Here is a 24,464-nt window from a genome sequence, read left to right as displayed (position 1 = left end):
TGCGTCACGCTGATGGATCTGACAAGTTTTCCAGTAACTGACTACAGTCCTGGCAGGACTGCAATATTTTATCCACCGCTTCAATCGCTTTTTGCGGCGGCAAATTGTTTTCCAGTACCAGCTTAATTAACTCTGCCTGCATCGAGATCCGATTCAGCGGCTTGCGAATATCATGCACTTGCTTAGCTAACTCAGCCACTTTCGCGTCAGACATTACATTCTCCCAGTTAATAACTAGCTAAATTCCCCTAAGCCACCGTAGGCACTTAACCGGTTGTACAAGGTTTTCACACTTACCCCCAACATATCGGCAGCCATAGCTTTGTTTCCGCCAACTTTTTTTAATGTCAGGTAAATTAACTCTCTCTCGACTTCATCAATGGTTTTGCCCGCCGTCAGGCCGGATTTTTCTTTCTGTACCGCAGAAAACGGAGACGCAAACGAGGCGGGTAATTCAATCTCATCCTTAGCAGGATCACTCATAATGTAAGCGCGGTGCACTGTATGGCGCAGCTCTCTGACGTTACCCGGCCAATCAAAGCTGGCCAGCCGCTGCAGCTGGGCGTGGCTAAATTGGTAGTTTGTGCCGTTCTCGTCATTTAAGCTGGCTAAAAACGCTTTTGCTAACAGCGGGATGTCTGCAGCACGCTCTCTGAGCGGCGGAATTTCAATCGGAAATACTGCCAGGCGAAAATAAATATCTTCCCGCAGAATATTTTTTTCGGCAATATTTTCCAGGCTTCGGTTAGTGGCCGATACTACCCGGCAATCTACAGCAATTTCTTTACTGCCACCTACACGGACAATTTTTTTCGTCTCTAATACCCGCAATAAGTGCGGTTGCATATCGAGCGGCATTTCGGTTACTTCATCTAAAAATAATGTGCCGCCCTGAGCACGCTCAAAAACACCGGTTTTTTGCGCGACTGCGCCGGTAAAAGCACCTTTTTCATGGCCAAACAGCTCGCTACTGATCAGCTCTTTCGATAAGCCGCCACAGTTTGTGGCAACTAAGGCACCGGCAGTCTTGCTGGCATGATGAATGGCTGAAGCAACCAGTTCCTTACCCACGCCACTTTCGCCCAACAACATCACGTTAGCCTTCGATGCAGCGACACGCTCAATCATGGTGTACAGTGCTTGCATCGGCGCCGACTCGCCAATCAGACAACCAAAATGCAACTCAAACTGAGCAGCCGACGATTTTTTCGCTTTTTGCCTGGCCGGGTTAAGCACCCGCTCTAAACACTCACGCTGTATCGGCTTTAACAAATAATCTACTTTGGGCCCACACAGCTCAGCAATGATGGATTTTACCGACGGGTGCCCGGTAATAAAGGTGACTTTGGGAACAGGAAACAGGTGCTGGACTCTATCCATCAAATGGATACCGCTGCCGTCTGGCAGCATAAAGTCGAGCAGAATATGGTCAAAACTATTGTGCTCAAGCCACTCATTCGCTTCGGCTAAACTGCCAGCGACAGACACGGTATGCCCCAGAAAATCTATAATGCGGGAGGCAACTTCAGTGAATTCGTGGTCATCATCTACAAGTAATATCGATAGCAAAGCTCAAATCTCGTATCAGTCTATTAACAATTGGCAATTTTATGCACTATCAGGTGGCAATATACTGCAATAACACGCCAATACTAAGTGTTTAGTACCCAGCTGAATAGTGATTTATTAATTATTTGTGCAAATTTGCCTGTTACCGCTGATGTGAAGAAGAGCAGTGCAGTTGTAACTCTAAAGCACTATTTCAGTGCTAATTCAGTATTTAGCTTTGCTCACATAACACCTTTAATTTTTGCAGTGCCTTGGGCCAGGTGTCCTGCATATATTGCTCATACTCGGGCGCGATATCCTGCTCAATACTGACTTCAGTGCCGCCGGCTACGCTGGCAAAGCGGTAGTTTTCAAAGGCCGGAGCCCAGCTTGTTACCTGTTCGCTATCAAAATCATCCTGGCCGTTAACAATAAAGCCCAGATGTTTAATCGAGATAAACTGCAGTGGTTTATGTTCGGCAATAGTCGCCACCATGCCATCACCGGAGGGCGATAAAAACCGTATGGTCTCACCCTGCTGCCAGCTGCCTTTAAAATACGAGCCTTCGCAAAATGCCGAGGTCCAGTTACGGTAACCCACATCAGACAACATCCGCTGCCACACCGTTTGCAACGTTGCATTAATCACAATACTGAAGTGAAGTTGTTTTACATTACGCATAGATGTTCTCCGGCCTCCTGTATTTGTACAAATTAACATAGCAAAAAGGCCAGCATTACGCTGGCCTTTTGTTTTATTTCAGGAAATTATTCCCACTCAATCGTCGCCGGTGGTTTACCGCTGATATCGTATACCACGCGGGATATACCGTTGATCTCATTGATAATACGGTTAGATACTTTACCCAGCAGCTCGTAAGGCAGGTGCGCCCAGTGTGCGGTCATAAAGTCGATAGTTTCTACTGCCCGCAGTGATACTACCCAATCGTACTTACGCGCATCGCCCATTACGCCGACCGATTTTACCGGCAGGAATACGGCAAAGGCCTGGCTTACTTTATGATACAGCTCAGCTTTGTGCAGCTCTTCGATAAAGATCGCATCGGCGCGGCGCAGTATGTCGCAGTACTCTTTTTTGATTTCGCCCAGTACGCGCACACCTAAACCCGGGCCCGGGAACGGGTGACGGTACAGCATGTCGTAGGGCAGGCCGAGCTCTAAACCGACTTTGCGCACTTCGTCTTTAAACAGCTCGCGCAGTGGCTCTACCAGACCCATTTTCATATGCGCTGGTAAGCCACCCACGTTATGGTGCGATTTAATCACATGCGCTTTACCGGTGGCCGAGCCGGCTGATTCAATCACGTCCGGGTAAATGGTACCCTGCGCTAACCACTTGGCGTTTTCCAGCTTTTGCGCTTGTTCGTCGAACACTTCAACAAAGACGCGGCCGATAATTTTACGCTTGGCTTCCGGCTCGTTTTCACCGGCTAAAGCATCCAGGAAGCGCTGCTCGGCGTCTACCTTGATAATGTTCAGGCCGAAATGGTCGCCAAACATATCCATGACCTGCTTGCCTTCGTTTAAGCGCAGCAAGCCGTTATCTACAAACACGCAGGTCAGGTTTTTGCCGATAGCACGGTGCAGCAACATCGCCACGACTGAGCTGTCAACGCCGCCGGACAAGCCTAAAATAACCTGATCATTACCAATCTGCTGCTTTAAACGGATAATGGCATCTTCAATAATCGTCGCCGGTGTCCACAGTTTGTCGCAGCCGCAGATATCCACCACGAAGTGCTCCAGCATACGCTGGCCCTGGCGGGTGTGGGTTACTTCCGGGTGGAACTGCACACCGTAGAACTGGCGCGCTTCATCTACCATACCGGCATGCGGGCAGGTGGTTGTGCTGGCACAGGTAATAAAACCGTCCGGCACCTGCACTACTTTATCGCCGTGGCTCATCCACACATCTAACAGCGCATTGCCGCTGCTGCCGACATGGTCTTCAATTTTGGCGAATAAATCATTGGCGGCGACCACTTCTACCTGGGCATAGCCAAACTCGCGCATATCCGAACCCTGCACCTTGCCGCCTAATTGCTCGGCCATGGTTTGCATGCCGTAGCAAATGCCCAGCACCGGCACACCGGCTTCAAACACATATTGTGGCGCCCGTGGTGAGTTAGCTTCGTGCACGCTTTCCGGGCCGCCGGATAAAATAATACCGGTGGGGTTAAAGTCACGAATTTGTGCTTCGGTAACGTCCCAGGCCCACAGCTCACAATACACGCCAATTTCGCGCACGCGGCGGGCAATCAGCTGGGTATATTGCGAACCAAAATCGAGGATTAAGATGCGGTGGTGATGAATGTTTTTGTTCATAGCGACCTTTTAAAAGTACAGCGGCCGGTATCCCCGGCCGCATTAACAGTAAACAGTTTAGCCTAAGCGGTAGTTGGGTGCTTCTTTGGTAATTTGCACATCGTGCACATGCGACTCACCCATACCGGCTGAAGTTACCCGGACAAACTCCGGCTTGGTGCGCAGCTCGTCAATGGTTGGGCAACCGGTTAAGCCCATGGCGCTACGCAGGCCGCCCATTTGCTGGTGAATAATGTTTTCCATCGGGCCTTTGTAGGCCACACGGCCTTCAATGCCTTCCGGTACCAGTTTCTCGGCGTTGTTGCTGCCCTGGAAATAACGGTCTGACGAGCCGTTACGCTGCGCCATCGCGCCCAGTGAACCCATACCGCGGTAAGATTTATAGTAACGGCCCTGGTACAGCTCTACTTCGCCCGGCGCTTCTTCAGTACCGGCAAACATAGAACCCACCATTACCAGGTTAGCACCGGCCACTAAGGCTTTGGCGATGTCACCGGAGAAACGGATACCGCCATCAGCAATAATGGTGACATCCGTGCCGGCCACGCCCATCGCCGCTTCAGAGATCGCTGTAATTTGCGGTACACCACAACCGGTAACAATACGGGTAGTACAAATAGAGCCCGGGCCTATGCCCACTTTCACCGCGTTTGCACCGGCTTCTGCCAGCGCTTTAGCACCGGCAGCGGTAGCCACGTTACCGGCCACAATTTGTAAATCCGGGTACTGGGCGCGGGTTTGTTTTACGCGGTCAATCACGCCCTGCGAGTGGCCGTGTGAGGTATCGATCAGCAATATATCTACGCCGGCTTCTACCAGCGCAGCTATGCGCTCGTCAGTGCCCGGGCCTACGCCTACGGCTGCGCCTACACGCAAGCGACCTAACTCGTCTTTACAGGCATTAGGCTTACTGGCGGCTTTATAGTAATCGCGTACGGTAATTAAACCTTTCAGTTTGAAGTCGTTGTCGACTACCAGCACTTTTTCAATCCGGTGCTGGTGCATCTTTTTAAAGGCTTCTTCACGTGGCGCCGTTTCCAGCACGGTGACTAACCGCTCGCGTGGCGTCATCAGGCTGGAGACGATTTCATTGTTGTTGGCTTCAAAGCTCATATCGCGGCTGGTTAGCATGCCCACCAGATTATTGCTGGCATCCACCACCGGGAAACCGGAGAAGCCGCACTGCTGCGCCAACGCCTGCACTTCGCGGATACTCATATCCGGCGTTACTGTTACCGGGTCTGACACCACACCGCTTTCGTATTTTTTAACTTTACGAACGTTAGCGGCCTGCTCTTCGATGGTCATGTTTTTATGAATAAAACCTAAGCCACCTTCCTGTGCCAGCGCTATGGCTAAGCGGGCTTCGGTTACTGTGTCCATAGACGCAGAAACCATAGGAATATTCAGCGTGATGCTTTTAGTCAGTCGGGTGCGTAAATCGGCTGTATGAGGTAGAACAGTAGAGTGCGCCGGTACCAATAACACGTCGTCAAAGGTAAGGGCTTCTTGTTTGATCCTGAGCATTGCAACAATCTCGCTGTGGCTGAAAAGATAGGGAATGTTGCGGCCCAATTTTAACGGTTTTGCGTGCGTATCACAAAGCTTTTTTTATTTTATGTTACTCTAGCGTTTTCGTTGTCAGGCCAGCTGCTGGTACGTTTTTTATGCAAAACCCCGATATCTATAGCGTTTCCCGGTTAAACAGTGAAGTACGCCTTACGCTGGAGCTGCAGTTTCAAACGCTGTGGCTGCAAGGCGAAGTGTCTAATTTTGTCGCTGCCGCCAGCGGTCACTGGTACTTTTCGTTAAAAGACAGCGCTGCCCAGGTAAAATGCGCCATGTTTAAGCAGGCTAACCGCAATAGCAGCTTCCGGCCGCAAAATGGCCAGCAGGTGCTTATTCGTGCCCGCATCAGCGTGTACGAGCCACGCGGCGAATATCAGCTGCTGGCCGAATTTATTGAAACCGCCGGTGCCGGTTTATTAAAGCAGCAATTTGAACAACTAAAAGCACAGCTACAGGCCGAAGGTTTATTTGACCCGGCGCGGAAAAAACCCCTGCCCACACAGGTACAGCGTGTCGGCGTTATTACCTCGCCCACCGGCGCCGCCGTGCGCGATATCGTTACCGTGTTAAACCGCCGTGCGCCGGGTATTGAAGTTATTGTCTATCCGTCCCAGGTGCAGGGCGAAACCGCTGCGGCACAGCTGAGAAATATGCTGAGCAGCGCGATTCGGCGCAATGAAGTGGATGTATTAATTATCGGCCGCGGTGGCGGCTCGTTAGAGGATTTATGCTGTTTTAACGATGAGCAGCTATGCCGTGCAGTGGCCGCCTGCCCTATTCCGATTGTCAGCGCCGTAGGCCATGAAATCGATTTTGCCCTCACCGACTTTGTCGCAGATATGCGCGCAGCTACGCCCTCAGCTGCGGCGGAATTAGTCTCGCCGGATCAGTCGCATTTATTAGATCGCATACTGCAGCTAAAAAACCGTCTGCTACAAGCACAGCGCAGCCGTATGCAACAGGTCGCGCCTAAACTATTAAATTTAAGCCAGCGCCTGTTAGCCTTGCACCCGAAACGGCGGTTGCAGCAACAGCAACAACGCCTCGACGAGCTGCAACTGCGCTTAAGTGCCAGCGCCAAACGGGCTGTGCAAGGTGCGCAGCAACAGCAACTTTACTTAGATAAGAGCCTGCGCCAGTTATCGCCGGCTAAAACCTTATTGGCGCACACCCAACATATTAACCAGCTGGAGCGCCGGCTAACCAATGCCCAGCAGTTGCAGTTAAAGCAAAGTAAACAACAACTGGCACAGTTAAGCAGCCAGCTCAACACCGTCAGCCCACTGGCAACACTGGCGCGGGGTTACAGTATTACCTTTGATGAAAAACAGCAGGTGGTCACCTCAGCCTCGCAGCTAAAAGACGGCGATAAAATTACCGCCCGACTGGCAGAGGGTAGCTTCAGTGCAATAGTCGATGAGGTAAGCCGCAGCTAAGTTCTGACATTTCTTATACAGTAATAAGTTGGCAGAAAGGTTAAGGTTGTAGTTTTTATATTATCTGAACCAGAGTCCCCCTGATGAAGAAACTGTGGTTATTGTTGCTTTATGGTTTTCTGCTGACAATCAGCAGCATTAGCCTTGCAGAAGAAGAGTCTGCTTTTAACTGGCAGTTCGGTGTCGGGGTTGGTGTCAGCCATAACCGCAACCTGCTGCCGGCAATGGACAGCCCGCGAAATGGCATACCGCAACTGCAATTACTGTTCGATTTTGAATATAAAAACTGGTTTGCAGAAACCCCCAGCTTGCGCAGTGGTCAGCTGTTTGGCGTACGCAGTGGCCGGCTGCTTGATGATTTCACGCTGGGTTATCGTTTGAGCAATAGCGAGCGGCATAATCTGGCATTGATTATGGCCAGTTACCATGATGGGTTCGGCTACTCTGTCGCCAGTGGCGACGGTATTAGCAGCAGCAAACTTGAAGGCTTGCATAACCGCGAAAGTGATTTTATGCCCGGCTTGCGATATCAGTTTTATACAACAGACAATCAGCTGCTTTCATTGCAGGTTAATAAGGACATCACCACCCACCATGGCGATATGCTCCGGCTGTTTTATGGCTTCCGCTTTGAACAGCATAACTGGGATCTGTACTTTAACAGCGAACTGAGCTGGTACAGCGCCAAGCTGGTAAATTACTACTATGGCGTAACTGCGGCAGAAGTCCGCTCCGGGCGCCCACAGTATCAAAGTGGCAGCGGCTGGCGCTGGCATAACGGCCTGGTCGGCGTGTACCCGCTGAACAAACATTGGATCACCGAGTTAGGCGCTGGCATTAACTGGTATACACAGGCATTTACTGACAGCCCTTTAACGCGGAACAACCCGGAAGTGGTGTCATTTGTGCTGATACGTTATGTTTTTTAGATACCGCTTATTGCTATTGGCGGCCAGCCTTTTCTGGCAGCCGGCTCAGGCTGAAGCACTACTTAGCGCTTCCCCCAGCAATTGCGTTACCTTGCAGCAAGGACGGGAATGCCATGCCCAAATTCAGACAGCCTGGACAATCTCACAGCCCCTAACCGTCTGCCTGTATCTGGATGAACAGCAGCTGCAATGCTGGCACAATACAGCCTCAGCTCAGTGGCAATGGCATTTCAAAGATATGCAAAGCCGCCAGTTAATTTTATGGCAAATGACGGACTCCGAACAAAAACTGCACGTACTGGCCACCGCCAGAATTGAGGTTAGCTGGGTACAAAGCGCGCATAAAAAACGATTGTGGCGGCGTTTCTGACACTTACTGACATTTTACCGACAACCCCGCTACAGCCCTTTATGCGTTCCCGTCAGACAATAGCAGCACCTATATTTTAATGGATGACATATAAGTATGATGCCTGCTAAACCGCTATTAATGCCAATGCTGCTCAGCAATCTGGCAGTGCTTTCAGCAATGACCAGTGCCCAGCCAACTGATACTACACCACAACATCAGCAAACAGTTGAACGGTTGACCATCAGCGGCCGGCGCAATATGCCGCAAACGGAGGTAAACGAAGATACCCAAAAACTGTTGAATATTGGCGGATTAATGGGAGATCCCATTCAGGCACTTTACACCCTGCCGGGCGTGGTTTATGACACCACAGACAGCGCCCCGGCAGTAAGAGGCTCATCACCAAGAGATAACCATTTTATGCTGGACGGCCAACGTACCGGCCCGCTGTTGAACCAGCTTTACGGTAGTGCCCTTAACAGCGAGCTGTTACGTGATTTCACCCTCTACCCTGCCGCCTTTGCGGCGCCGTTTGGCCACGCCACCGGTGCAGTTTTTGATGTGGCACTGCGCGATCCCAAGGCACAGCCTTTGGGTGGCGTCATTGACCTGAACATGCTGCGCACCTCAGCGCTGGTTGAAGGTTCGTTGAGTGAAAACCAGAGCGTCTATGCTGCTTACCGGCACAGTACCTTGCAATATTTCACTGAAAAAGGTGAAGAATTAGAAGACGGTGAAACCATTACCAAGGTGCCGGTATTAAATGATTACCAGCTTCGCTACCAATGGCGGCCGGGAGACCAGCATAAACTGACGCTGACTGCACTGGGGGTGGGTGAAAAAGCCGGGATTAACCTGTCTGAAGCGTCGGAAGCAGGCCGGATTGACCCGGATTTTATTGGCGATGCTTACCTTAACAGCAACTGGCACAGCCAGCAGCTACGCTATGAATACTTTGGCCAACAGCAGCAGTTGCTCGCTATCTCACTGTTACAGCTTAATCAGCGTGAACAGGGTGGCTTCGGTGACAACCAGTTCTATCAGCTAAACCAGAACAATACTGAACTGCAGATCCGCTGGCAACAACCGCTAAGCAGCACTGTGCTGCTGCAAACCGGCGCAGAAGCAGGCAGGCTGAACGCCGATTACCGCTACGATATGATTCTGTACTACTGCACTGATCACCAACCAGACTGCGAAGCCAACCGTGGTGAGCGGGAGCAGGACGATGACAGGCTTAGCATGCAGTACCAAACGCTGTATATCAGTGCAGACTGGCAGCTAACGCCGGATCTGTTATGGCAGTTCGGCAGCCGGTATGACCATCAGGATTACACTGGCGACAGCCTGTTTGCCCCCCGAACCCATATCAGCTGGTTTGTTACCAATAAGCTGGAACTGGTTGCCAGTGCCGGGCGCCATCAGCAATTGGCCGATATTGAAAAATCCCTGCCGAAAATTGGTAACCGCAATTTGCAATCGCCCCGTTCTGACCATTACACCGCCGGTTTGCGCTATCAGTTTGATAGCTGGCGGCTATTACTGGATTTCTACTACAAGAACATGCAGCGCTTACCAAGGGCACTTAACCCTGCTGAAGATCCAGAACAACTGCATTACGTTAGTGACGTTACAGGATACAGCCGTGGCGTGGAGCTGATGCTGGAAAAAGAATTACCTGGCAATTGGTCAGGCTGGCTGGCAATGAGTTTTTCGCAATCCGAACGCCAGGATCCTGTTACAAAGGAAAACACCCCTTACCGCCTGGATACACCGCTGGTCATTCATGGCGTGCTGAATTATAAACTGAGCAACGACTGGACGCTGGGTGCGGTATTTACCGGCCGTTCGGGTAATCTTTACTCCCCGATTACCGGTGCCAAACCGAATCCTTATCACCCGGATTACCTGCTGCCGGTATACGGTGAGCTGAACAGCAAACGGCTGCCTTTTTATCACCGCCTGGATATTGAATTGCGTAAACAAAGCACGCTGTTTTCACGCCCGGCAGAATACACCATTGCGGTCAGAAACCTTTATAATCGCGAAAATGTTACTGGCTATTATTTGCTGAATCAGCCAGACCAGCAGAGCTACAGTATCAAGAAAGACGAGGATATGGGCCTGTTTCCTTACGTCGGTATGAAGCTGTGGTTCTGATCCAAGATGTTGTTACACTTTCCCGACACTATTCTGTAACGGGCTGCGTTATAGTAGCCCGCACTAACTTAACCCATGCAGCTTAGGATCCGGTATGTCTGCTGATACCCTTCTTGAACAAACCGCTACAGTACTACTGGTTGAAGATGACTTGGCACTGGCAGCCTGGATTAGCGATTTTCTCTGCTCCAGAGGCTTCAGGGTAGAACATTTCAGCCGCGGCGATCAGGCTGCGATGCAATGGCAGCAAGCTGCTGCCGATCTGATCCTGCTGGATCTGATGCTGCCGGGCAAAAACGGGCTTGAAGTCTGCAAGTTGATCCGCCAGCAGTCGGATATTCCAATCTTAATACTCACGGCACAGGGCGAAGAACTGGACGAAGTGCTGGCGCTGGAAAGCGGTGCTAACGATTATCTGGTTAAACCCGTTCGTCCAAGAGCCTTGCTTGCCAGGCTAAACAGCATACTGCGCCGGCAACAGAAAACGCAGCCACAGCAGCCCTTACTGCAATTTGATCAGTTATTACTGGATTTATCATCACACCGGGTTTGTCTGGCGGATACAGAAATCCCGCTCTCGGCTACCGAATTCAAGTTGCTCTGGTATCTGGCCAGCCATGCCGGCACCGTATTGAGCAGACAACAGGTTTTTCTGGAAATGACCGGCCGGGACTACGATGGCCTTGACCGCCGTATCGATATGCTGATCTCGGTACTGCGCCGTAAACTAAATGACAGCAGCAGCCAGCCGCAGCGGATTAAAACAATCTGGGGCAAAGGCTATTTGTTTGTTGCTGATGCCTGGCAGCAAGCATGACCCGCCTGTTTAGTGGTTTATTACTAACCAGCTTACTGTCGCTGTTTCTGCTGGGTTATCTGATTGACAGGGTTATAGATGGCGACCCGGCCCCATCCAATGCCGGCACCGTTTCAGCCCATCTGTTGGACTATATGGTCAGCCAGAGCCAGCCGCTGGCAGAAATTCAGCTGCCTACCCATTACCAGCAACAAGCGGCAGCACTTGGGCTGAATTTACAGCTGGAGCCGTATCAGGCGCTGGCACTGCCGGCAGAGCTGGCGCAGCAACTGACTGCCCCGGGCGGTTTAGCCCTGGCCAGCAATGAGCAGGACTACCTGGTCAAACAGCTACCCACTCATCCACAATGGTTACTGAAGCTGGCATTACCGCCGGAGCAGCAACAGCATCCGCTTAGTTTATGGCTGACGCTGGCGCTTTATGCCGGTTTTGCTGTGTTACTGTTGCTGTGGTTATGGCCTCTGGTGAGGCGGCTTAATTTACTAACCCGACTGGCTGAGCGTTTTGGTAAAGGCGAATTGCATATCCGCCAGCCATATTCCCGGTTTAGCTATATTCCCCGGCTGGAACACAGTTTTAACCAGATGGCAGAGCAAATCAGCCAGTTGCTGCATGAAAACCGCCTGCTGGCAAAAAGCCTGTCGCATGATTTGCGTACACCCATTGCCTGTTTACGGTTTGGCCTGGAGGCAGTACAAGAAGCAACAAGCCCGGAGAAAAAACAGCAACTATTACTGCGGATGGAGCAGGATGTAGACAGAATGGAGGCCATGGTGAATTCCTTTCTGGAGTTTGCCAGCTTGTCGCGTACGGCACGTAATCTGGAGTTTAGCCGGCACACTATGCAGCACTGGCTGGCAGAGTATTGTCATAGTATCGAGCCGCTAATGCTACAGCATCAACTGCGCTTATCATTACTGATGACAGAGCCAGTGTTATACAGCCGGATTAACCCGCACTGGCTGGAACGGGCGCTCAATAACATCGTTGGCAACGCCTGCCGCTTTGCCAACAGCCAGCTGCAACTCACCCTGTCAGCCAAAGCATCCCAGTTACTGATTAGCATCAGTGATGATGGCCCGGGCATTGCAGCAGAAGATGCTGAAAACGTATTGCTACCCTTCGTTAAGCTGGACAACGCAGCACAGAGCAGCACAGTGCAGGATAGTACCCCCCATTTTGGTCTGGGGTTGGCTATCAGCGCAGAAATAATCAAATGGCATAATGGCAAGATAGTTGTTGACCGTGATCCGATCTTAGCAGGCGCCAGATTCAGCCTGTATCTGAACTCTTGCAGCTGACACAATTTGTACAAAAGCCACACAAGCTTCCTACAGCTCGGGCTGCCGCTTACTTATAAAGTGACAAGCAGTTATTACCAGCCCAGAGAAAACTGTTATGAAGACAAGAATGAAACTAGCACTGCTTAGCACGGTATTATTAATAACGGCATGCGGCAGCGATGACAAAGCAAAACCAGCCAAACTTGCCGGCATTTATGAGCAAGCAGGTTATGGCAACATTATAGTGTTTAGCCACCACAATTATGAAACTTACTATGCACTGGACAAATTCTGCTGGCGCGGTGAGCAAGGTGCTCTGACTGATCTGAACATGTCAGCGCCAAACTTCTCTGACAAAGGCAACCATCTTAGCTTTACTATGCCGGGCGCGCAGGCCTTTCCGGTGCAGCTTAAACGGTTAAACCGCTTACCGGATAAATGTCGCAATCCTGTCGCGCCAACACAGAGCCCCAGGCAGAATTTTGAGCTGTTCTGGCACACAATCAACGATCTTTATGCCTTTCTGCCCGAGCGCCAAATCGACTGGCAACAGCGATATCAGCAGTATGCTCCCTTGATCAGCGAGCAGTTAACTGATGAGGTATTATTTACAATTTTTGCGCAAATGCTCGCTGGTTTTAATGATAGCCATACTACGCTGTCGGCTGAAATCAATGGCGAACAAGTTGATTATAGTGCGGCTCCTGCCAACGCTATTGCTGCTTACGCTGCGGCGGCAGAGATCTCCACTGAGGAGCTGCTATCCGATATGCGTACCAGTGCGCTGGAACTGATGCAGCTTTACGCTGGCAAAGCGCTAACACAAGCCGACGCAGAGCAACCTTTATGGTGGGCCAAAAGCGACAATAACGTTGGCTATATTATGCTGGGAGCCCTGGGAGGTTATGCTGCCGATGAGCGTGATGTCGCCGGAGATTTTAACCTGGCAACAGCCGCTTTTGCGGCCATGATGGCAGATCTTGCCGGTACAGACGCCATTATTATCGACAATCGCTTTAATGAAGGTGGTTATGACGATATTGGCAGCGAATTAGTACGCTACTTTTTGACCCAGCCACAGGCAGTATTACAAAAACAGGCAAAAAACCGTTTGGCCACCACCGGTTTAGTCAGCCTGAAGCTTTCCCCCGCAGCAACAACCTATACCAAACCGGTATTGCTGATTAACAGCCAACAGAGTGTGTCGGCGGCAGAAACCTTCAGCATTATGATGAAAAGCTTACCGCAGGTAACCCTCCTCGGTGAAGCCAGCAATGGTGCCCTGTCAGATATGCTGCAAATCGCCCTGCCAAACGGTTGGCTGTTAACCTTATCTAATGAGCATTATCTGGATATGCAGGGCAACAGCTACGAAGTAACCGGCATACCGGCTGATATTGAAACGGCGGTATTCTCATTGCAAGATAATGCCTTATCCCGGGTTCAGGCTTACGACACTGCGCTGTCGTTAGTGAATAAATCTTTTGCCATGCCGTTTAGCTTTAACGATGTAGAAGCACTGATAGCAGAAGCCTTACAGCAAAAAACGCTGCCCGGTATTGCGCTGGCCGCGCTGAAAAATGGCGAACCGGTTTATAGCCAGGGCTTCGGCAAGGCCAGCGAAAATCAGCCAGCGACTTCAGACACCGCATTTTTTCTGGCATCGGTCAGCAAAGTATTTAATGGCACACTGGCGGCGATAATGGCAGCTGACGGACAAATTAGCCCGGATTTACCCGTGTCCGGCAATATTGGTTTTGAACTGACGCCGCCGGCACACTTTTCTCAGCCAATTTTGTTCAAACACTTGCTGTCGCACACCAGCGGCATTCTAGACAGCGAACACGTTAACTGTGGCTATTTTCAAAGTGATGACGGCAGTAGTTTATACAATGCGCTTTTTACTGCTACGGCATGTCCGGAACCGGCCTATCAGGCACTGGAGGTATTTCTGCCAAACTACCTGCAGCAGTCCGGTAATCGTTATACCCAGGGTAATTACCAGCAGGACGACAACATACAACCGGGCGATAATTTTGCCTACTCTAATGTTGGTGCGGCAGCGGCAGCCTTACTGATGTCGGCACGCGCAGGCAAAGCCTACACAGAACTTTTTGCAGAAAAACTAACCGACCCCTTGCAGCTTACGCAAACCCGCTGGGATATAACAGGCAACAGCATTGCCAACACAGCAACACGCTATGCCAAAACTGACGGTGAGTTTATTGCTTATCCTGCCTATGGTGCCAACAGCTGGCCGGATGGCTTTTTAACGGCCTCAGCAAATGATCTGGCCAAATTTGCCATGGCGCTGTTAGCTGATAATCATCCGGTTATTACAGCTAAGGTACAAAACATCATGTTCAGCCCGTTGCATCAGCAGCATTTAGGCCAGGGTATCGGCTATTTTTGGGGTTTGGATCATTCTTATGCCTCGCATGACGGCGCAGACCCTGGCGTAACAACCTTGTTGCTACTGGACAGAGCTAGCCGTAATGCGCTGATAGTGCTGATCAATGCAGATGATGTGGAAAACGCAGAGCTCAATAGCTTTATCGAGCAACTGCAAGTAACCGCCTGGCATGCGATCTGGGCCACAAATTAAACTATCAGGCTCAGGCTCAGAAGAGGCTGAGCCTGTCACCGTTTTACTCTTTTGCTATATAAATAAAGTATTTCACTTCGCCCACCAAGCGAGGCGAGGTTCTGCTAAAGATAGATGTTAATTTTTATCTGCCCTTAATAATTTGAAAAACCAGTGCAAATCGGAAATTCAAATAAAAAGCGCCAATCTGAGATCTCTCAACAAAATTACACGTATATCTAACAATCAACCCTACACCCGGGTGCCGTTCTGCGAACTCATACAGGAGGTTTTACATGAAAAACTTTACCGGTCTACTGCTAATCATTTTCATACATGGTTTTTTCTTTCAAACAGCATTGGCGCAAGACGGCAAAACGGCGCTGGTCCCTTTGCCCTCAGTAGACGACTTCACCAGAGGTAAAGATGGCTGGGCTTTCGGGCTGGGCTTGGGTATTGAATATGAAACTGCCTACGAAGGGTCAGACGAATTTGGTGTTGAAATACAGCCAGCGGGCGCTGTGCAGTGGCGCCGCGGTAATGACATCTTCTATTTTGCCGGTGAAGCTTTGGGCTGGCGAGGCCTGCGTGCTGACACCTGGTTACTGGAAGCCTTAATAGGCTTTGATGAGGGCCGCGAAGAAAGTGACTCTGATGATGGTCGTCTGGACGGACTTGGTGATACCGAAGAGGGGTTTGAAGTAGTACTGCAGGCACGGCGGGCGTTTAGCAACGACTGGCGTTATTGGTTGGTAAGCCGGCTGGTGACCGGAGACAACGGCAATCTTGGCCTGTTTGGTGTCGGCCGCCGCTTTGGCGATAAAACCGACGGTTCCGGTTCGGAAATTAATATCGTGGCAGTATTTCACGACAGCAAATATGCCAATACAGGTTTCGGCATCACCGCACAGCAGTCGGCGGCATCGGGCTTAGACGAAACCAGGCTGAGTGGCGGCTTACGCTCCATCGGGATTGATTACAACTACCGGCATAATATCAACAAGAACTGGCAGATCTTCGCCGAGGCGCTGTATGAGCATTTTAGTAGCGACGTGCGCAATAGCCCCATCGCCCGCAGCAACTATGAAGCCGAAGTAGGCATCGGATTTATTTATATATTTTAGCCCGACCCGGGCTTGCGCAAGGGACTGGTTTTAGCCGGTTCCAGACCTAAGGGATCAGAAATCAATGACACTGACCCTTTTGATTCCCACGTGATTAATTAGCTACGCTCCCTTTTCCTAGCAAAGGCCTGCCCGTTAGCGCGGCCAGAAGAGCGGTTTTACCTATTGACTCCGAGAAGGCTCATATGTGTTAGAACTATTCATTCCAATTTTCCAATATTATATGGGAGTATAATTTGTAACCTGCATCTATAGCTCTATGATTTTCATCTTCACAATCAAAATCAAGCAACCCTCTTTTTCTCTCTGCGGCGAGCGTCATAATCCTTGGGTATGACAGCTTAGAAAAATACCATATTGTTCTTGCCGCTTTTGAAAGAGAGGTTAATGCTTGATTACTTGCACACCCCCAAATACCAACCGCAACAACTCCAGCACGCTCTATTGGTTCTGGCAGACAGGTCTGGCAAGCAAGTTCGAAGGAGAGATGAGAGGCTTGCGACATCACTTCATAGTCACTCATCCTGTATTTGGTGAAGACATCAATTGCCTCCTGCTCTAACCCAAACTGTTTTTCAATTTCGATAATCCTCAAGTGCAAATTCTTAGGTGAAGCACTTGTATGCCAAAAATCTTTTACCTTTTTATTATCCTGCGCTTGAGTATAATCAAGTCCCAATTTCTCGTCATAGAGAATAGCTATACAAAGATATAGTGTTTCAGTAAGCGTTCTCAACAGTGCTTTTGAGGGTGTCTCATGACCAGCGATGCATGTATCTCTAACTGAGCAAGCGAAATTTGTCGCTGCACCTGTTAACGCCCATGCTGCTCTTGATTTTTCATTTCTTGGCCCAGCATCATCATTCTTTGATAAAGCTAAATGAACATAAGACAACCACTCTATGCCAAACTCTAATATAGATTTCCAACGCTCATAATGCTCACTTGCACCGACTACAGACCTTTCGGAAATTGTATCTCTTATACCTCTGAATCTAGATCTTGGATCTAGCTTCCAACCAGAATCTTCGTAGTACGCGTCCCAGTACCGATCTATTTCATCTTGTATATTCATGTGTTTGCTCTAACGTTTATTAGGCGCAAAAATCCGTACTAAAACACGAACTTTTCTGCATTTGAAGATCTACGGGGTCAGAGTCATTGATATTTCTGCTATTCATATGTCTTAATCCAAAATCAATGACACTGACCCTTTTGATTTCGCTTGTTACGTTTTGACTTGCTATACGCACTTGAATTGCACACCCAAAACCCCTGCCGATTCTAATCTTTGTTTTACCTGAACGCTCACGACCACCGCAATAATAAATCCCTTAATCCGAAATATATGGAAGCCAGTACATTTTCTCGGATCGACTACCATCTTGAAAAAACCTCTGTACTCACCAGCCTTATCAGGTCGGACAGGATCATCTACCTCGAACTTCTGGAATTCCGATTTTTCTTCGTCAATGCACTCAACTTCATTGGCGACAGCCATTATATAGAATTCGCCGTCTGGCCTATTGCCAATAATATTTGCCTTAGCGAATGCGATACCAGAAATACCAGCCAGAGCCTCTTTGAATTTTCTGCTTACCACACTGACGCCATACGCTTCATTGTGTGTGTAGTCCATTTCTGAGCCATCGCGATAGACCTCAACCTCATACTCCCGCTCAGGATCAAGGTGCTTTGCCAATTCCCAATTGTCAGCAAAAGCAACATCACCTAGGTACCATCGGTTCGGAAAATTAATATCATCGGTTAGCTCGTAGTAACTCAATCTCTCAGATTCCTACTTAAAAACGTAACGCCCCGCGCATGCGCGCGAACTTGTGAGCGTCGCAGGGGCCGAAGGCCCAGAATGACGCGGATTGTTAGGCTAGACTACTGTGGTTGCGCCCTAATAACTCGAAAAACTAATGGCTTTATACATACGTGAGAAAACCATGAAATCCCCGCTATTACCAATATACCTATAAGCGGAATTATTGCTCCAGTAAAAACTATTGAGCCAAATACATAACCAAAAAGACACTCCGCTCTGTATATAGGCAGGAATAAACCGACTACTACCAAACCTAAAGACAAGTAAATTGCAACGTTCTCGTAGCCAACACTAAAACTTAGTGACTGTACAAGACTCAAGACCAGCATGCCGAAAAAACCGATGAGTACAACCCGTAAAATTTTTGCCCTTACTGGCGCGTCACCAGATTGAAGAGCTGCACGCTTCTCTATCCGTACTGTAGAAAGCCAAGCCAAGAATGGGAGAATTAATAGTCCCCACCAATTTGATATTGCGGGATAATCTGAACGATGCAGTAAATTATGGCTTATTACTCCACCATTTAAATGCTCCCACAACAGATGTCCAGCTACGAAAAATACAGTAACTGCAATCACGTAGTATTTTAATGCTTTGAATTTCTTTTCAGTCATCTTTATCCTTGGATTACGATCGTCAAAATATGTAGCCTAACGCCCGCCACAAACGCGAGCAACTTGTTGCGAGTCGAGCGCCCAACGGGCGCGTTTTTGATGGCGCTTGTTAGGTTGCTTCATGATATTGGTACAGTTCCAACATTTCTTTTAGCTCAATTTTGCATTGCTCAATATCAGAGTAGATGCCCTGCTTCGCAAGTGATATATCATCGTCGATATGATCAAATTTCCATCTTATTTCTTCAGGCATTTGGGTAACCCAAGTAACATTTAAAGCTTTGCTAGATATAGCTTTTAAATTGCTTCCATTTTGTAAAAGTGATTTAAGATCTCTCAACAGCATTCTTCCAGCCATTTGAGGATCTCTTACACCTTTTACCTCTTTCAGAGCGTCCATAACACCATTGCGGCCCTTGGGAGCAGCCAATGCGATATCAATGATTTCTACTTCCGGTTCAGCTTCTAACTCTATGATACTGTCTGCCCATTCAATCGCTTTTTCGAAGCCAAGTATTCCCAGCTCGATACCGTATAGATAGTAATCAGCTTCAGTTGCATGGTCTCGGGGCATACAAAAACCTAACGCTCGCCACAAACGCGAGCAACTTGTTGCGAGTCGAGCGCCCAAAGGGCGCGTTTTTGATGGCGCTTGTTAGCTGACATAAACTTGGAAAGGCACTGATTGTTCGTTAGCAAACTCTTGTAGACAACTTTTTAGAAGGTCAGCTTCTCTTGGTAATTGCTCAGACAATTGGCTAATTCCCATGATGTATATTGGCTCTTCCGGAGGGAAATCACGGATGCATTCATCAAATGCATCCCAGTTCTTGCCGTAGTAGTCCGGGAATTTAAACACGCTTGCCAGAAGAGAATGAAGCTCTTCGCTTGTGCTTATCGATGATACGTCAAGTTGTGTCATAGTTTGAGCTTCTAGTCAGCTAACGCTTATTCCGCGGAAAAATCCGTACTTAAACACGGACTTTTTCCGGCGTTGTAAATTTTGTGTTTATGACATTACAGCGGTTCTGGATTATTTACAACGGCTTACAGGTACAGCTTAGTTTAGTCATATCGACAAATATGGAAATCTCCGTCTAATAAAGACTTTCGCTGGTCGCTGCATAAAAATACAATGCTATTTTTGGCTAAGCAGAGTGTTATGTCGCACAACACTATTTCCCTGAATAAACAGCGCCAGCCGTTGGATCACCTCGACTCTGTCTGGTTGTTTGGTTATGGCTCACTGATCTACAAAACCGACTTTGATTATCTGGACGCTAAACCGGCCTGCATTTATGGCTGGCAGCGCCGGTTTTGGCAGGGCTCGCATGATCATCGTGGTACGCCGGAGGCGCCAGGTCGGGTATTAACGCTAATTGAAGAACCCGGTGCGCGCTGTGTTGGTATGGCGTATCAGGTTACGCCGGATACCTTTGAGCATTTGGACCATCGCGAGAAAAACGGTTACCTGCGTGTATTTACGCCCCTGCATTGGTTGCATGAACCCGGCGAAACAGGAGGCGTGGTGTATTTAGCCAGCCCCGATAACGAGGCTTATTTAGGCCCTGCCAGTGATGCTGAAATTGCCGCGCATATTGCCAAAAGCCGTGGCCCAAGCGGCCCGAATAGTGAATACCTGTTAAAGCTGGCGCAGGCGCTGCGTGATATGAATGAGCAGGATGAGCATGTATTTGCCATAGAGCGGCAATTGTTGGCGCTGTCGCCGTAACAGCATTGGCGTCAGCGTTAAAAAAATGCCCCGGCAAAAATTCTGACACTTACATAGCAATTCATAATTCTAACAATGCCTTGGCTGAGCAAGCTACAGACAAGTTTGGCTCTCCGTTGCTTAGCGCCGTCTGATAATTGCGGTAAAAGCGCGTGATTAGCAAGCGTAACGACATTGCTAGCAAGGTCGGCTAGTTGCTTGACTTAGTAAGTTGGTGCAACTAGGATAATACGCATTAATAATGCGCACTATATATGTTAGGAGAATATCGGATGCAACCTTTAGTGAGTAACACAGCCGCAAAAAAAGCGACAAATCTCACCATAAGCAGAGAGTTATTGGCAGAGGCTCGTCGTCTGAACATAAACCTGTCGGCCACTCTGGAATGGGCGCTGACAGAAAAAATCCGTCAGGAAAAACGCATTCAGTGGCTGCAAGAAAACCGTGAATCCATTGCAGCCTGTAATGAACTTGCTGAACAAAATGGTCTTTTCTCTGACAATCATCGCGCATTCTGATGGCACAGTTCGACCTGTACGTTAATACTGATCAAAACACCAATAAGGTTTATCCCTACTTTATTGATATTCAAAACGATCTACTCGATAGCCTTAATAGCAGGGTAGTAATACCATTAACGCCCTTGCAGCAATCTGACAAAAGCTACCCCAAGAATCTTTGTCCTGTCGTTGAAATTGAGGGCACAAAATTTGCTCTGTTAACTTACCAACTGACGACTGTCTCTGTTAGCTTTTTGCAAGAGAAGGAAACTTCACTAGCTGCCCACAGAGCACATATTATCGCCGCAATAGATTTTTTAGTTAACGGCATTTAGCGCACGGTACAGCAGATTTTAACAGTCCCGGCTTTAATTACTGCCAGAAGCAAGCCCCATGCTAATGATAACTATTATCACTTGACGCCCTGTGGCATAATTGCGCTCTGGGCCACTAAGTAAGGACTGTTATGCGTAATACTATCAATGCCATTGTTACCGATGTTCATCACTGGAATGACACGCTGTTTAGCTTTAAAACTACGCGCGAGTCGTCTTTTCGCTTTGAAAACGGTCAGTTTGTTATGATTGGGCTTGAGGTTGGTGGTCGCCCGTTAATGCGCGCCTACAGTATCGCCAGCCCTAATTATGATGAAGAGCTTGAGTTTTTCAGCATCAAGGTGCCTGACGGTGCGCTGACATCAAGGCTGCAGAATATCAAAGCTGGCGACCAGATTATGCTGACGGTAAGACCTGCCGGAACCCTGATACCCGGCTACCTTATTCCCGGTAAACATTTGTATTTATTAAGCACCGGCACCGGGCTGGCGCCTTTTATGAGCATTATACGCGATCCGTTTATTTACGAGAGTTTTGAGAAAATTATTCTGGTGCATGGCACGCGCTGGCGCTCAGAGCTGGCTTACCAGCATGAAATTGAACATGTGCTACCGGCCAACCCTTACTTTGGTGAAGAAGTTCGTGAAAAGCTGATTTATTACCCCACAGTGACACGGGAAGACTATGTCAGAAACGGCGTGCCACACCAGGGACGTATCACCGATCTGCTGGACAGTGGTAAGTTACTGGCCGATATTGGTATGCCTGCCCTTAACCCTGAGCATGACAGATTTATGTTGTGCGGCAACGATGCCATGTTGCAGCAGCTAATGGCTATGCTGGATCAGCGTGGCTTTGCAAAAGCCAATTCACGCACTATGGGCCATTACGTGATTGAACAAGCCTTTATCGAAAAGTAACGGACCAAATAAAAAAACCGGGAAGGCATAATACCAACCCGGTCTTTCAAACGCTAAACTGAGTCGTTAGCATTAAACACTCAACACTAAAAACTCATCACTAAGCACTCAACATCCAGCACTACTCTTTAACGACGTCAATAAAGTACTTCAGCTCGCCGTTTACCATTTCGCGCACTAAACCGTGTACGTCGGTTTCAAAGCCTGGGAAGGCACCGTTAAAGGCGCGGGTAAATTGCAGGTAGCTGATAATAATTTTATTAAAGCGCTCGCCCGGTACCATCAGCGGTATGCCCGGTGGATACGGTGTTACCAGCATAGCTGTTACGCGGCCTTCAATTTCGTCAATCGATACCCGCTCAATATCGCGGTGTGCCATTCTGGCCCAGGCATCAGCTGGCGTCATCGCGGTTTCAATATTAGATAAGTACATTTCGGTGGTGACTTTGGCCACGTCAAACTTGCGGTACATATTGTGAATTTGCTGGCATAAATCACGCAGGCCAACTTTTTCATAGCGCGGATGCTTTTTGGCAAACTCCGGCATAATACGCCACATCGGCTGGTTTTGATCGTAGTCGTCTTTAAACTGCTGCAGTTCGGTTACCATAGAGTTCCAGCGGCCTTTGGTAATGCCTATGGTAAACATAATAAAGAACGAGTACAGGCCGGTTTTCTCGATAATAATACCGTGCTCGGCCAGATACTTACTGACAATAGCGGCCGGTATGCCCTGCTCATCAAACTGACCGTGCAGGTTTAAGCCAGGGGTAATAATGGTGGCTTTAATCGGATCGAGGATATTAAAGCCCGACTCGATAGCGCCAAAACCGTGCCAGCTGTCTTTAGCATGCAAGGTCCAGTTATCGCGCGTGCCCAGGCCTTCTTCGGGTAACTCGTCCGGGCCCCATACGCGGAACCACCAGTCGTCGTCACCAAACTCGGCATCCACTTTGCGCATAGCACGGCGAAAATCGATGGCTTCCATTAAGCTTTCTTCTACCAGCGCCGTGCCACCTGGCGCTTCCATCATCGCAGCGGCGACGTCACAGCTGGCAATAATGGCATATTGCGGGCTGGTAGAGCTGTGCATCAGGTACGACTCGTTAAAACGGTGCGTATCCAGGTTACGGTTCTGCGCATTTTGCACCAGAATTTGCGATGCCTGCGATAAACCGGCTAACAACTTATGCGTCGACTGGGTGGCAAACACCAGGGTGTCTTCTGAGCGCGGCCGGTCTTTACCTATCGCATGCATATTTTTGTAGAAATCATGGAAACTGGCATGCGGCAGCCAGGCTTCGTCAAAATGCAGCGTATCGATGGTTGAACCCAGCTCCTGCTTGATTTCTTCCACGTTATACAAGATACCGTCGTAGGTACTTTGCGTAATGGTTAAAATGCGCGGCTTTTTGTTTTTGGCATTACGGGCAAAGGGGTTGGCTTCTATCTTCTTGGCGATAGCTTCTGGCGAAAACTCGCTTTTCGGGATCGGGCCGATAATACCGTAATGGTTACGGGTAGGCATTAAAAACACCGGTATAGCGCCGGTCATAATAATCGAGTGCAGTATCGATTTATGGCAGTTACGGTCTACTACTACTATATCACCCGGAGCCACTACTGAGTGCCACACCATCTTATTAGATGTAGAGGTACCGTTGGTAACAAAAAACAGGTGGTCGCAGCTGAAAATACGCGCTGCGTTGGCTTCGCTTTCAGCTACCGGGCCGGTGTGGTCCAGCAACTGCCCTAATTCATCTACCGCGTTACAGACATCGGCACGCAGCATATTTTCACCAAAGAATTGGTGAAACATCTGGCCGACCGGGCTTTTTAAAAACGCCACGCCACCGGAGTGGCCCGGGCAGTGCCAGGAGTATGAGCCGTCAGAGGCGTAATCCATTAAGGCATTAAAAAATGGCGGTGCTAAGGCATCAAGGTACTTTTTCGCTTCGCGGATAATGTGCTTGGCAACAAACTCCGGCGTATCTTCAAACATATGGATAAAGCCGTGCAGCTCGCGCAGTACGTCGTTCGGTACATGGCGGGTGGTACGGGTTTCACCATAGAGAAAAATCGGAATATCGGCGTTGCGCTTACGTACTTCTTTAATAAAAGTACGCAGCTCGCTTAATGCTTTGGCCACTTCTTCGGCGCTGCCGGTGCCGAATTCTTCATCGTCTATCGATAAAATAAAGCAAGACGCACGGCTTGCCTGCTGGGCAAAGGCGCTTAAATCGACATAGCTGGTATAACCTACTACTTCAAAGCCGTGGCTGCTGATGGCCTGCGCTAAATCACGAATGCCAGAACCAGAGATATTCTCTGAGCGAAAGTCTTCATCGATAACAATAACCGGGAAACGAAAATTCATGCCGTTG

General features: G+C 49.0%; 23 protein-coding genes. 12 read left to right on the top strand and 11 right to left on the bottom strand.

From position 1 onward, the window contains the following. Positions 1-4: 4 nt before the first annotated feature. From BLW68_RS02015 to guaB, 5 genes are all read right to left on the bottom strand, one after another. Entirely contained in the window at positions 5-214 is a 210-nt protein-coding gene (locus BLW68_RS02015; protein ID WP_068228428.1) for a histidine kinase dimerization/phospho-acceptor domain-containing protein, read from the bottom strand. A 20-nt stretch (positions 215-234) separates the two neighbouring features. Next, positions 235-1,569 carry a sigma-54-dependent transcriptional regulator gene (locus tag BLW68_RS02010; protein ID WP_092789631.1) on the bottom strand — a complete coding sequence of 445 codons (1,335 nt, stop codon included), beginning with the start codon at positions 1,567-1,569 and terminating at the stop codon, positions 235-237. Between the two features lie 211 nt (positions 1,570-1,780). Beyond that, positions 1,781-2,230, bottom strand: a complete 450-nt coding sequence (locus BLW68_RS02005) for an SRPBCC family protein (protein ID WP_092789629.1) — start codon at positions 2,228-2,230, stop codon at positions 1,781-1,783. 86 nt (positions 2,231-2,316) lie between these two features. Continuing rightward, positions 2,317-3,894, bottom strand: coding sequence for a glutamine-hydrolyzing GMP synthase (gene guaA / locus BLW68_RS02000; protein ID WP_092789627.1), 1,578 nt, complete (start codon positions 3,892-3,894; stop codon positions 2,317-2,319). Between the two features lie 57 nt (positions 3,895-3,951). Beyond that, positions 3,952-5,421, bottom strand: a complete 1,470-nt coding sequence (guaB, locus tag BLW68_RS01995) for an IMP dehydrogenase (RefSeq protein WP_092789625.1) — start codon at positions 5,419-5,421, stop codon at positions 3,952-3,954. Between the two features lie 140 nt (positions 5,422-5,561). Between guaB and xseA the strand changes: the two genes are divergently transcribed. From xseA to BLW68_RS01955, 8 genes are all read left to right on the top strand, one after another. Further along, positions 5,562-6,899 (top strand): exodeoxyribonuclease VII large subunit, encoded by a 1,338-nt coding sequence (xseA, locus tag BLW68_RS01990; RefSeq protein WP_092789624.1) that lies wholly within the window; start codon positions 5,562-5,564, stop codon positions 6,897-6,899. A gap of 83 nt (positions 6,900-6,982) precedes the next feature. Beyond that, positions 6,983-7,828 carry a MipA/OmpV family protein gene (locus tag BLW68_RS01985; protein WP_092789622.1) on the top strand — a complete coding sequence of 282 codons (846 nt, stop codon included), beginning with the start codon at positions 6,983-6,985 and terminating at the stop codon, positions 7,826-7,828. Next, entirely contained in the window at positions 7,818-8,198 is a 381-nt protein-coding gene (locus BLW68_RS01980) for a DUF3019 domain-containing protein (RefSeq protein WP_092789620.1), read from the top strand. The genes BLW68_RS01985 and BLW68_RS01980 overlap by 11 nt, the downstream gene beginning before the upstream one ends. Positions 8,199-8,294: 96 nt before the next feature. Beyond that, a complete protein-coding gene (locus BLW68_RS01975) occupies positions 8,295-10,340 on the top strand; it encodes a TonB-dependent receptor plug domain-containing protein (RefSeq protein WP_092789618.1) in 2,046 nt (681 codons plus the stop codon). 94 nt (positions 10,341-10,434) lie between these two features. Next, positions 10,435-11,157, top strand: coding sequence for a response regulator (locus BLW68_RS01970; RefSeq protein WP_092789615.1), 723 nt, complete (start codon positions 10,435-10,437; stop codon positions 11,155-11,157). Beyond that, the gene (locus tag BLW68_RS01965) at positions 11,154-12,458 is read left to right on the top strand and encodes an ATP-binding protein (protein WP_092789613.1); all 1,305 of its coding nucleotides are present in this window, start codon (positions 11,154-11,156) and stop codon (positions 12,456-12,458) included. The genes BLW68_RS01970 and BLW68_RS01965 overlap by 4 nt, the downstream gene beginning before the upstream one ends. Positions 12,459-12,567: 109 nt before the next feature. After that, positions 12,568-15,045: a serine hydrolase gene (locus BLW68_RS01960; RefSeq protein WP_177172127.1), complete on the top strand. Its 2,478-nt coding sequence runs from the start codon at positions 12,568-12,570 to the stop codon at positions 15,043-15,045. A 275-nt stretch (positions 15,046-15,320) separates the two neighbouring features. Next, complete coding sequence (locus tag BLW68_RS01955; protein WP_092789606.1) at positions 15,321-16,148, top strand: MipA/OmpV family protein; 828 nt, start codon at positions 15,321-15,323, stop codon at positions 16,146-16,148. A 196-nt stretch (positions 16,149-16,344) separates the two neighbouring features. Here BLW68_RS01955 and BLW68_RS01950 read toward each other — a convergent pair whose 3' ends face one another. From BLW68_RS01950 to BLW68_RS01930, 5 genes are all read right to left on the bottom strand, one after another. Beyond that, a complete protein-coding gene (locus tag BLW68_RS01950) occupies positions 16,345-17,223 on the bottom strand; it encodes a hypothetical protein (RefSeq protein ID WP_092789603.1) in 879 nt (292 codons plus the stop codon). Between the two features lie 168 nt (positions 17,224-17,391). Then, entirely contained in the window at positions 17,392-17,934 is a 543-nt protein-coding gene (locus BLW68_RS01945) for an imm11 family protein (protein ID WP_092789599.1), read from the bottom strand. A 104-nt stretch (positions 17,935-18,038) separates the two neighbouring features. Beyond that, on the bottom strand, positions 18,039-18,593 hold the full coding sequence (locus BLW68_RS01940) for a hypothetical protein (RefSeq protein ID WP_092789597.1): 555 nt from the start codon (positions 18,591-18,593) through the stop codon (positions 18,039-18,041). 109 nt (positions 18,594-18,702) lie between these two features. Beyond that, the gene (locus tag BLW68_RS01935; RefSeq protein WP_092789595.1) at positions 18,703-19,167 is read right to left on the bottom strand and encodes a hypothetical protein; all 465 of its coding nucleotides are present in this window, start codon (positions 19,165-19,167) and stop codon (positions 18,703-18,705) included. Between the two features lie 81 nt (positions 19,168-19,248). Then, positions 19,249-19,515: a barstar family protein gene (locus BLW68_RS01930; RefSeq protein WP_092789594.1), complete on the bottom strand. Its 267-nt coding sequence runs from the start codon at positions 19,513-19,515 to the stop codon at positions 19,249-19,251. A gap of 240 nt (positions 19,516-19,755) precedes the next feature. On the opposite strand from BLW68_RS01930, the gene BLW68_RS01925 reads away from it, so the two are divergent. From BLW68_RS01925 to BLW68_RS01910, 4 genes are all read left to right on the top strand, one after another. After that, on the top strand, positions 19,756-20,325 hold the full coding sequence (locus BLW68_RS01925; RefSeq protein WP_092789591.1) for a gamma-glutamylcyclotransferase: 570 nt from the start codon (positions 19,756-19,758) through the stop codon (positions 20,323-20,325). Between the two features lie 272 nt (positions 20,326-20,597). Next, positions 20,598-20,843, top strand: a complete 246-nt coding sequence (locus BLW68_RS01920) for a type II toxin-antitoxin system CcdA family antitoxin (protein WP_092789588.1) — start codon at positions 20,598-20,600, stop codon at positions 20,841-20,843. Beyond that, a complete protein-coding gene (locus BLW68_RS01915) occupies positions 20,843-21,160 on the top strand; it encodes a CcdB family protein (protein WP_092789585.1) in 318 nt (105 codons plus the stop codon). The genes BLW68_RS01920 and BLW68_RS01915 overlap by 1 nt, the downstream gene beginning before the upstream one ends. Before the next feature lie 131 nt (positions 21,161-21,291). Then, positions 21,292-22,080 (top strand): ferredoxin--NADP reductase, encoded by a 789-nt coding sequence (locus BLW68_RS01910; RefSeq protein WP_092789583.1) that lies wholly within the window; start codon positions 21,292-21,294, stop codon positions 22,078-22,080. Between the two features lie 121 nt (positions 22,081-22,201). Here the strand turns inward: BLW68_RS01910 and BLW68_RS01905 are convergent, their stop codons facing one another. Beyond that, positions 22,202-24,457, bottom strand: a complete 2,256-nt coding sequence (locus BLW68_RS01905) for an arginine/lysine/ornithine decarboxylase (RefSeq protein ID WP_092789581.1) — start codon at positions 24,455-24,457, stop codon at positions 22,202-22,204. Between the last annotated feature and the right edge of the window lie 7 nt (positions 24,458-24,464).

The sequence above is a fragment of the Rheinheimera pacifica genome, assembly GCF_900108485.1.
GTDB classification, from domain to species: Bacteria; Pseudomonadota; Gammaproteobacteria; order Enterobacterales; family Alteromonadaceae; genus Alishewanella; species Alishewanella pacifica.
Note: the sequence above shows the minus strand (reverse complement) of the source record. Positions and strands in the feature narration are given on the sequence as shown.

What these genes read in the sequence shown, in the direction of transcription:
- BLW68_RS02015 (WP_068228428.1), bottom strand. Translation starts at nt 214, where the DNA reads ATGTCTGACGCGAAAGTGGCTGAGTTAGCTAAGCAAGTGCATGATATT.
- xseA (WP_092789624.1), top strand. Translation starts at nt 5,562, where the DNA reads ATGCAAAACCCCGATATCTATAGCGTTTCCCGGTTAAACAGTGAAGTA.
- BLW68_RS01955 (WP_092789606.1), top strand. Translation starts at nt 15,321, where the DNA reads ATGAAAAACTTTACCGGTCTACTGCTAATCATTTTCATACATGGTTTT.
- BLW68_RS01950 (WP_092789603.1), bottom strand. Translation starts at nt 17,223, where the DNA reads ATGAATATACAAGATGAAATAGATCGGTACTGGGACGCGTACTACGAA.
- BLW68_RS01940 (WP_092789597.1), bottom strand. Translation starts at nt 18,593, where the DNA reads ATGACTGAAAAGAAATTCAAAGCATTAAAATACTACGTGATTGCAGTT.
- BLW68_RS01975 (WP_092789618.1), top strand. Translation starts at nt 8,295, where the DNA reads ATGATGCCTGCTAAACCGCTATTAATGCCAATGCTGCTCAGCAATCTG.
- BLW68_RS01965 (WP_092789613.1), top strand. Translation starts at nt 11,154, where the DNA reads ATGACCCGCCTGTTTAGTGGTTTATTACTAACCAGCTTACTGTCGCTG.
- BLW68_RS01935 (WP_092789595.1), bottom strand. Translation starts at nt 19,167, where the DNA reads ATGCCCCGAGACCATGCAACTGAAGCTGATTACTATCTATACGGTATC.
- BLW68_RS01910 (WP_092789583.1), top strand. Translation starts at nt 21,292, where the DNA reads ATGCGTAATACTATCAATGCCATTGTTACCGATGTTCATCACTGGAAT.
- BLW68_RS01905 (WP_092789581.1), bottom strand. Translation starts at nt 24,457, where the DNA reads ATGAATTTTCGTTTCCCGGTTATTGTTATCGATGAAGACTTTCGCTCA.
- BLW68_RS01915 (WP_092789585.1), top strand. Translation starts at nt 20,843, where the DNA reads ATGGCACAGTTCGACCTGTACGTTAATACTGATCAAAACACCAATAAG.
- BLW68_RS01925 (WP_092789591.1), top strand. Translation starts at nt 19,756, where the DNA reads ATGTCGCACAACACTATTTCCCTGAATAAACAGCGCCAGCCGTTGGAT.
- BLW68_RS01960 (WP_177172127.1), top strand. Translation starts at nt 12,568, where the DNA reads ATGAAACTAGCACTGCTTAGCACGGTATTATTAATAACGGCATGCGGC.
- BLW68_RS01985 (WP_092789622.1), top strand. Translation starts at nt 6,983, where the DNA reads ATGAAGAAACTGTGGTTATTGTTGCTTTATGGTTTTCTGCTGACAATC.
- BLW68_RS01980 (WP_092789620.1), top strand. Translation starts at nt 7,818, where the DNA reads ATGTTTTTTAGATACCGCTTATTGCTATTGGCGGCCAGCCTTTTCTGG.
- guaA (WP_092789627.1), bottom strand. Translation starts at nt 3,894, where the DNA reads ATGAACAAAAACATTCATCACCACCGCATCTTAATCCTCGATTTTGGT.
- BLW68_RS01920 (WP_092789588.1), top strand. Translation starts at nt 20,598, where the DNA reads ATGCAACCTTTAGTGAGTAACACAGCCGCAAAAAAAGCGACAAATCTC.
- BLW68_RS01970 (WP_092789615.1), top strand. Translation starts at nt 10,435, where the DNA reads ATGTCTGCTGATACCCTTCTTGAACAAACCGCTACAGTACTACTGGTT.
- BLW68_RS01930 (WP_092789594.1), bottom strand. Translation starts at nt 19,515, where the DNA reads ATGACACAACTTGACGTATCATCGATAAGCACAAGCGAAGAGCTTCAT.
- guaB (WP_092789625.1), bottom strand. Translation starts at nt 5,421, where the DNA reads ATGCTCAGGATCAAACAAGAAGCCCTTACCTTTGACGACGTGTTATTG.
- BLW68_RS02005 (WP_092789629.1), bottom strand. Translation starts at nt 2,230, where the DNA reads ATGCGTAATGTAAAACAACTTCACTTCAGTATTGTGATTAATGCAACG.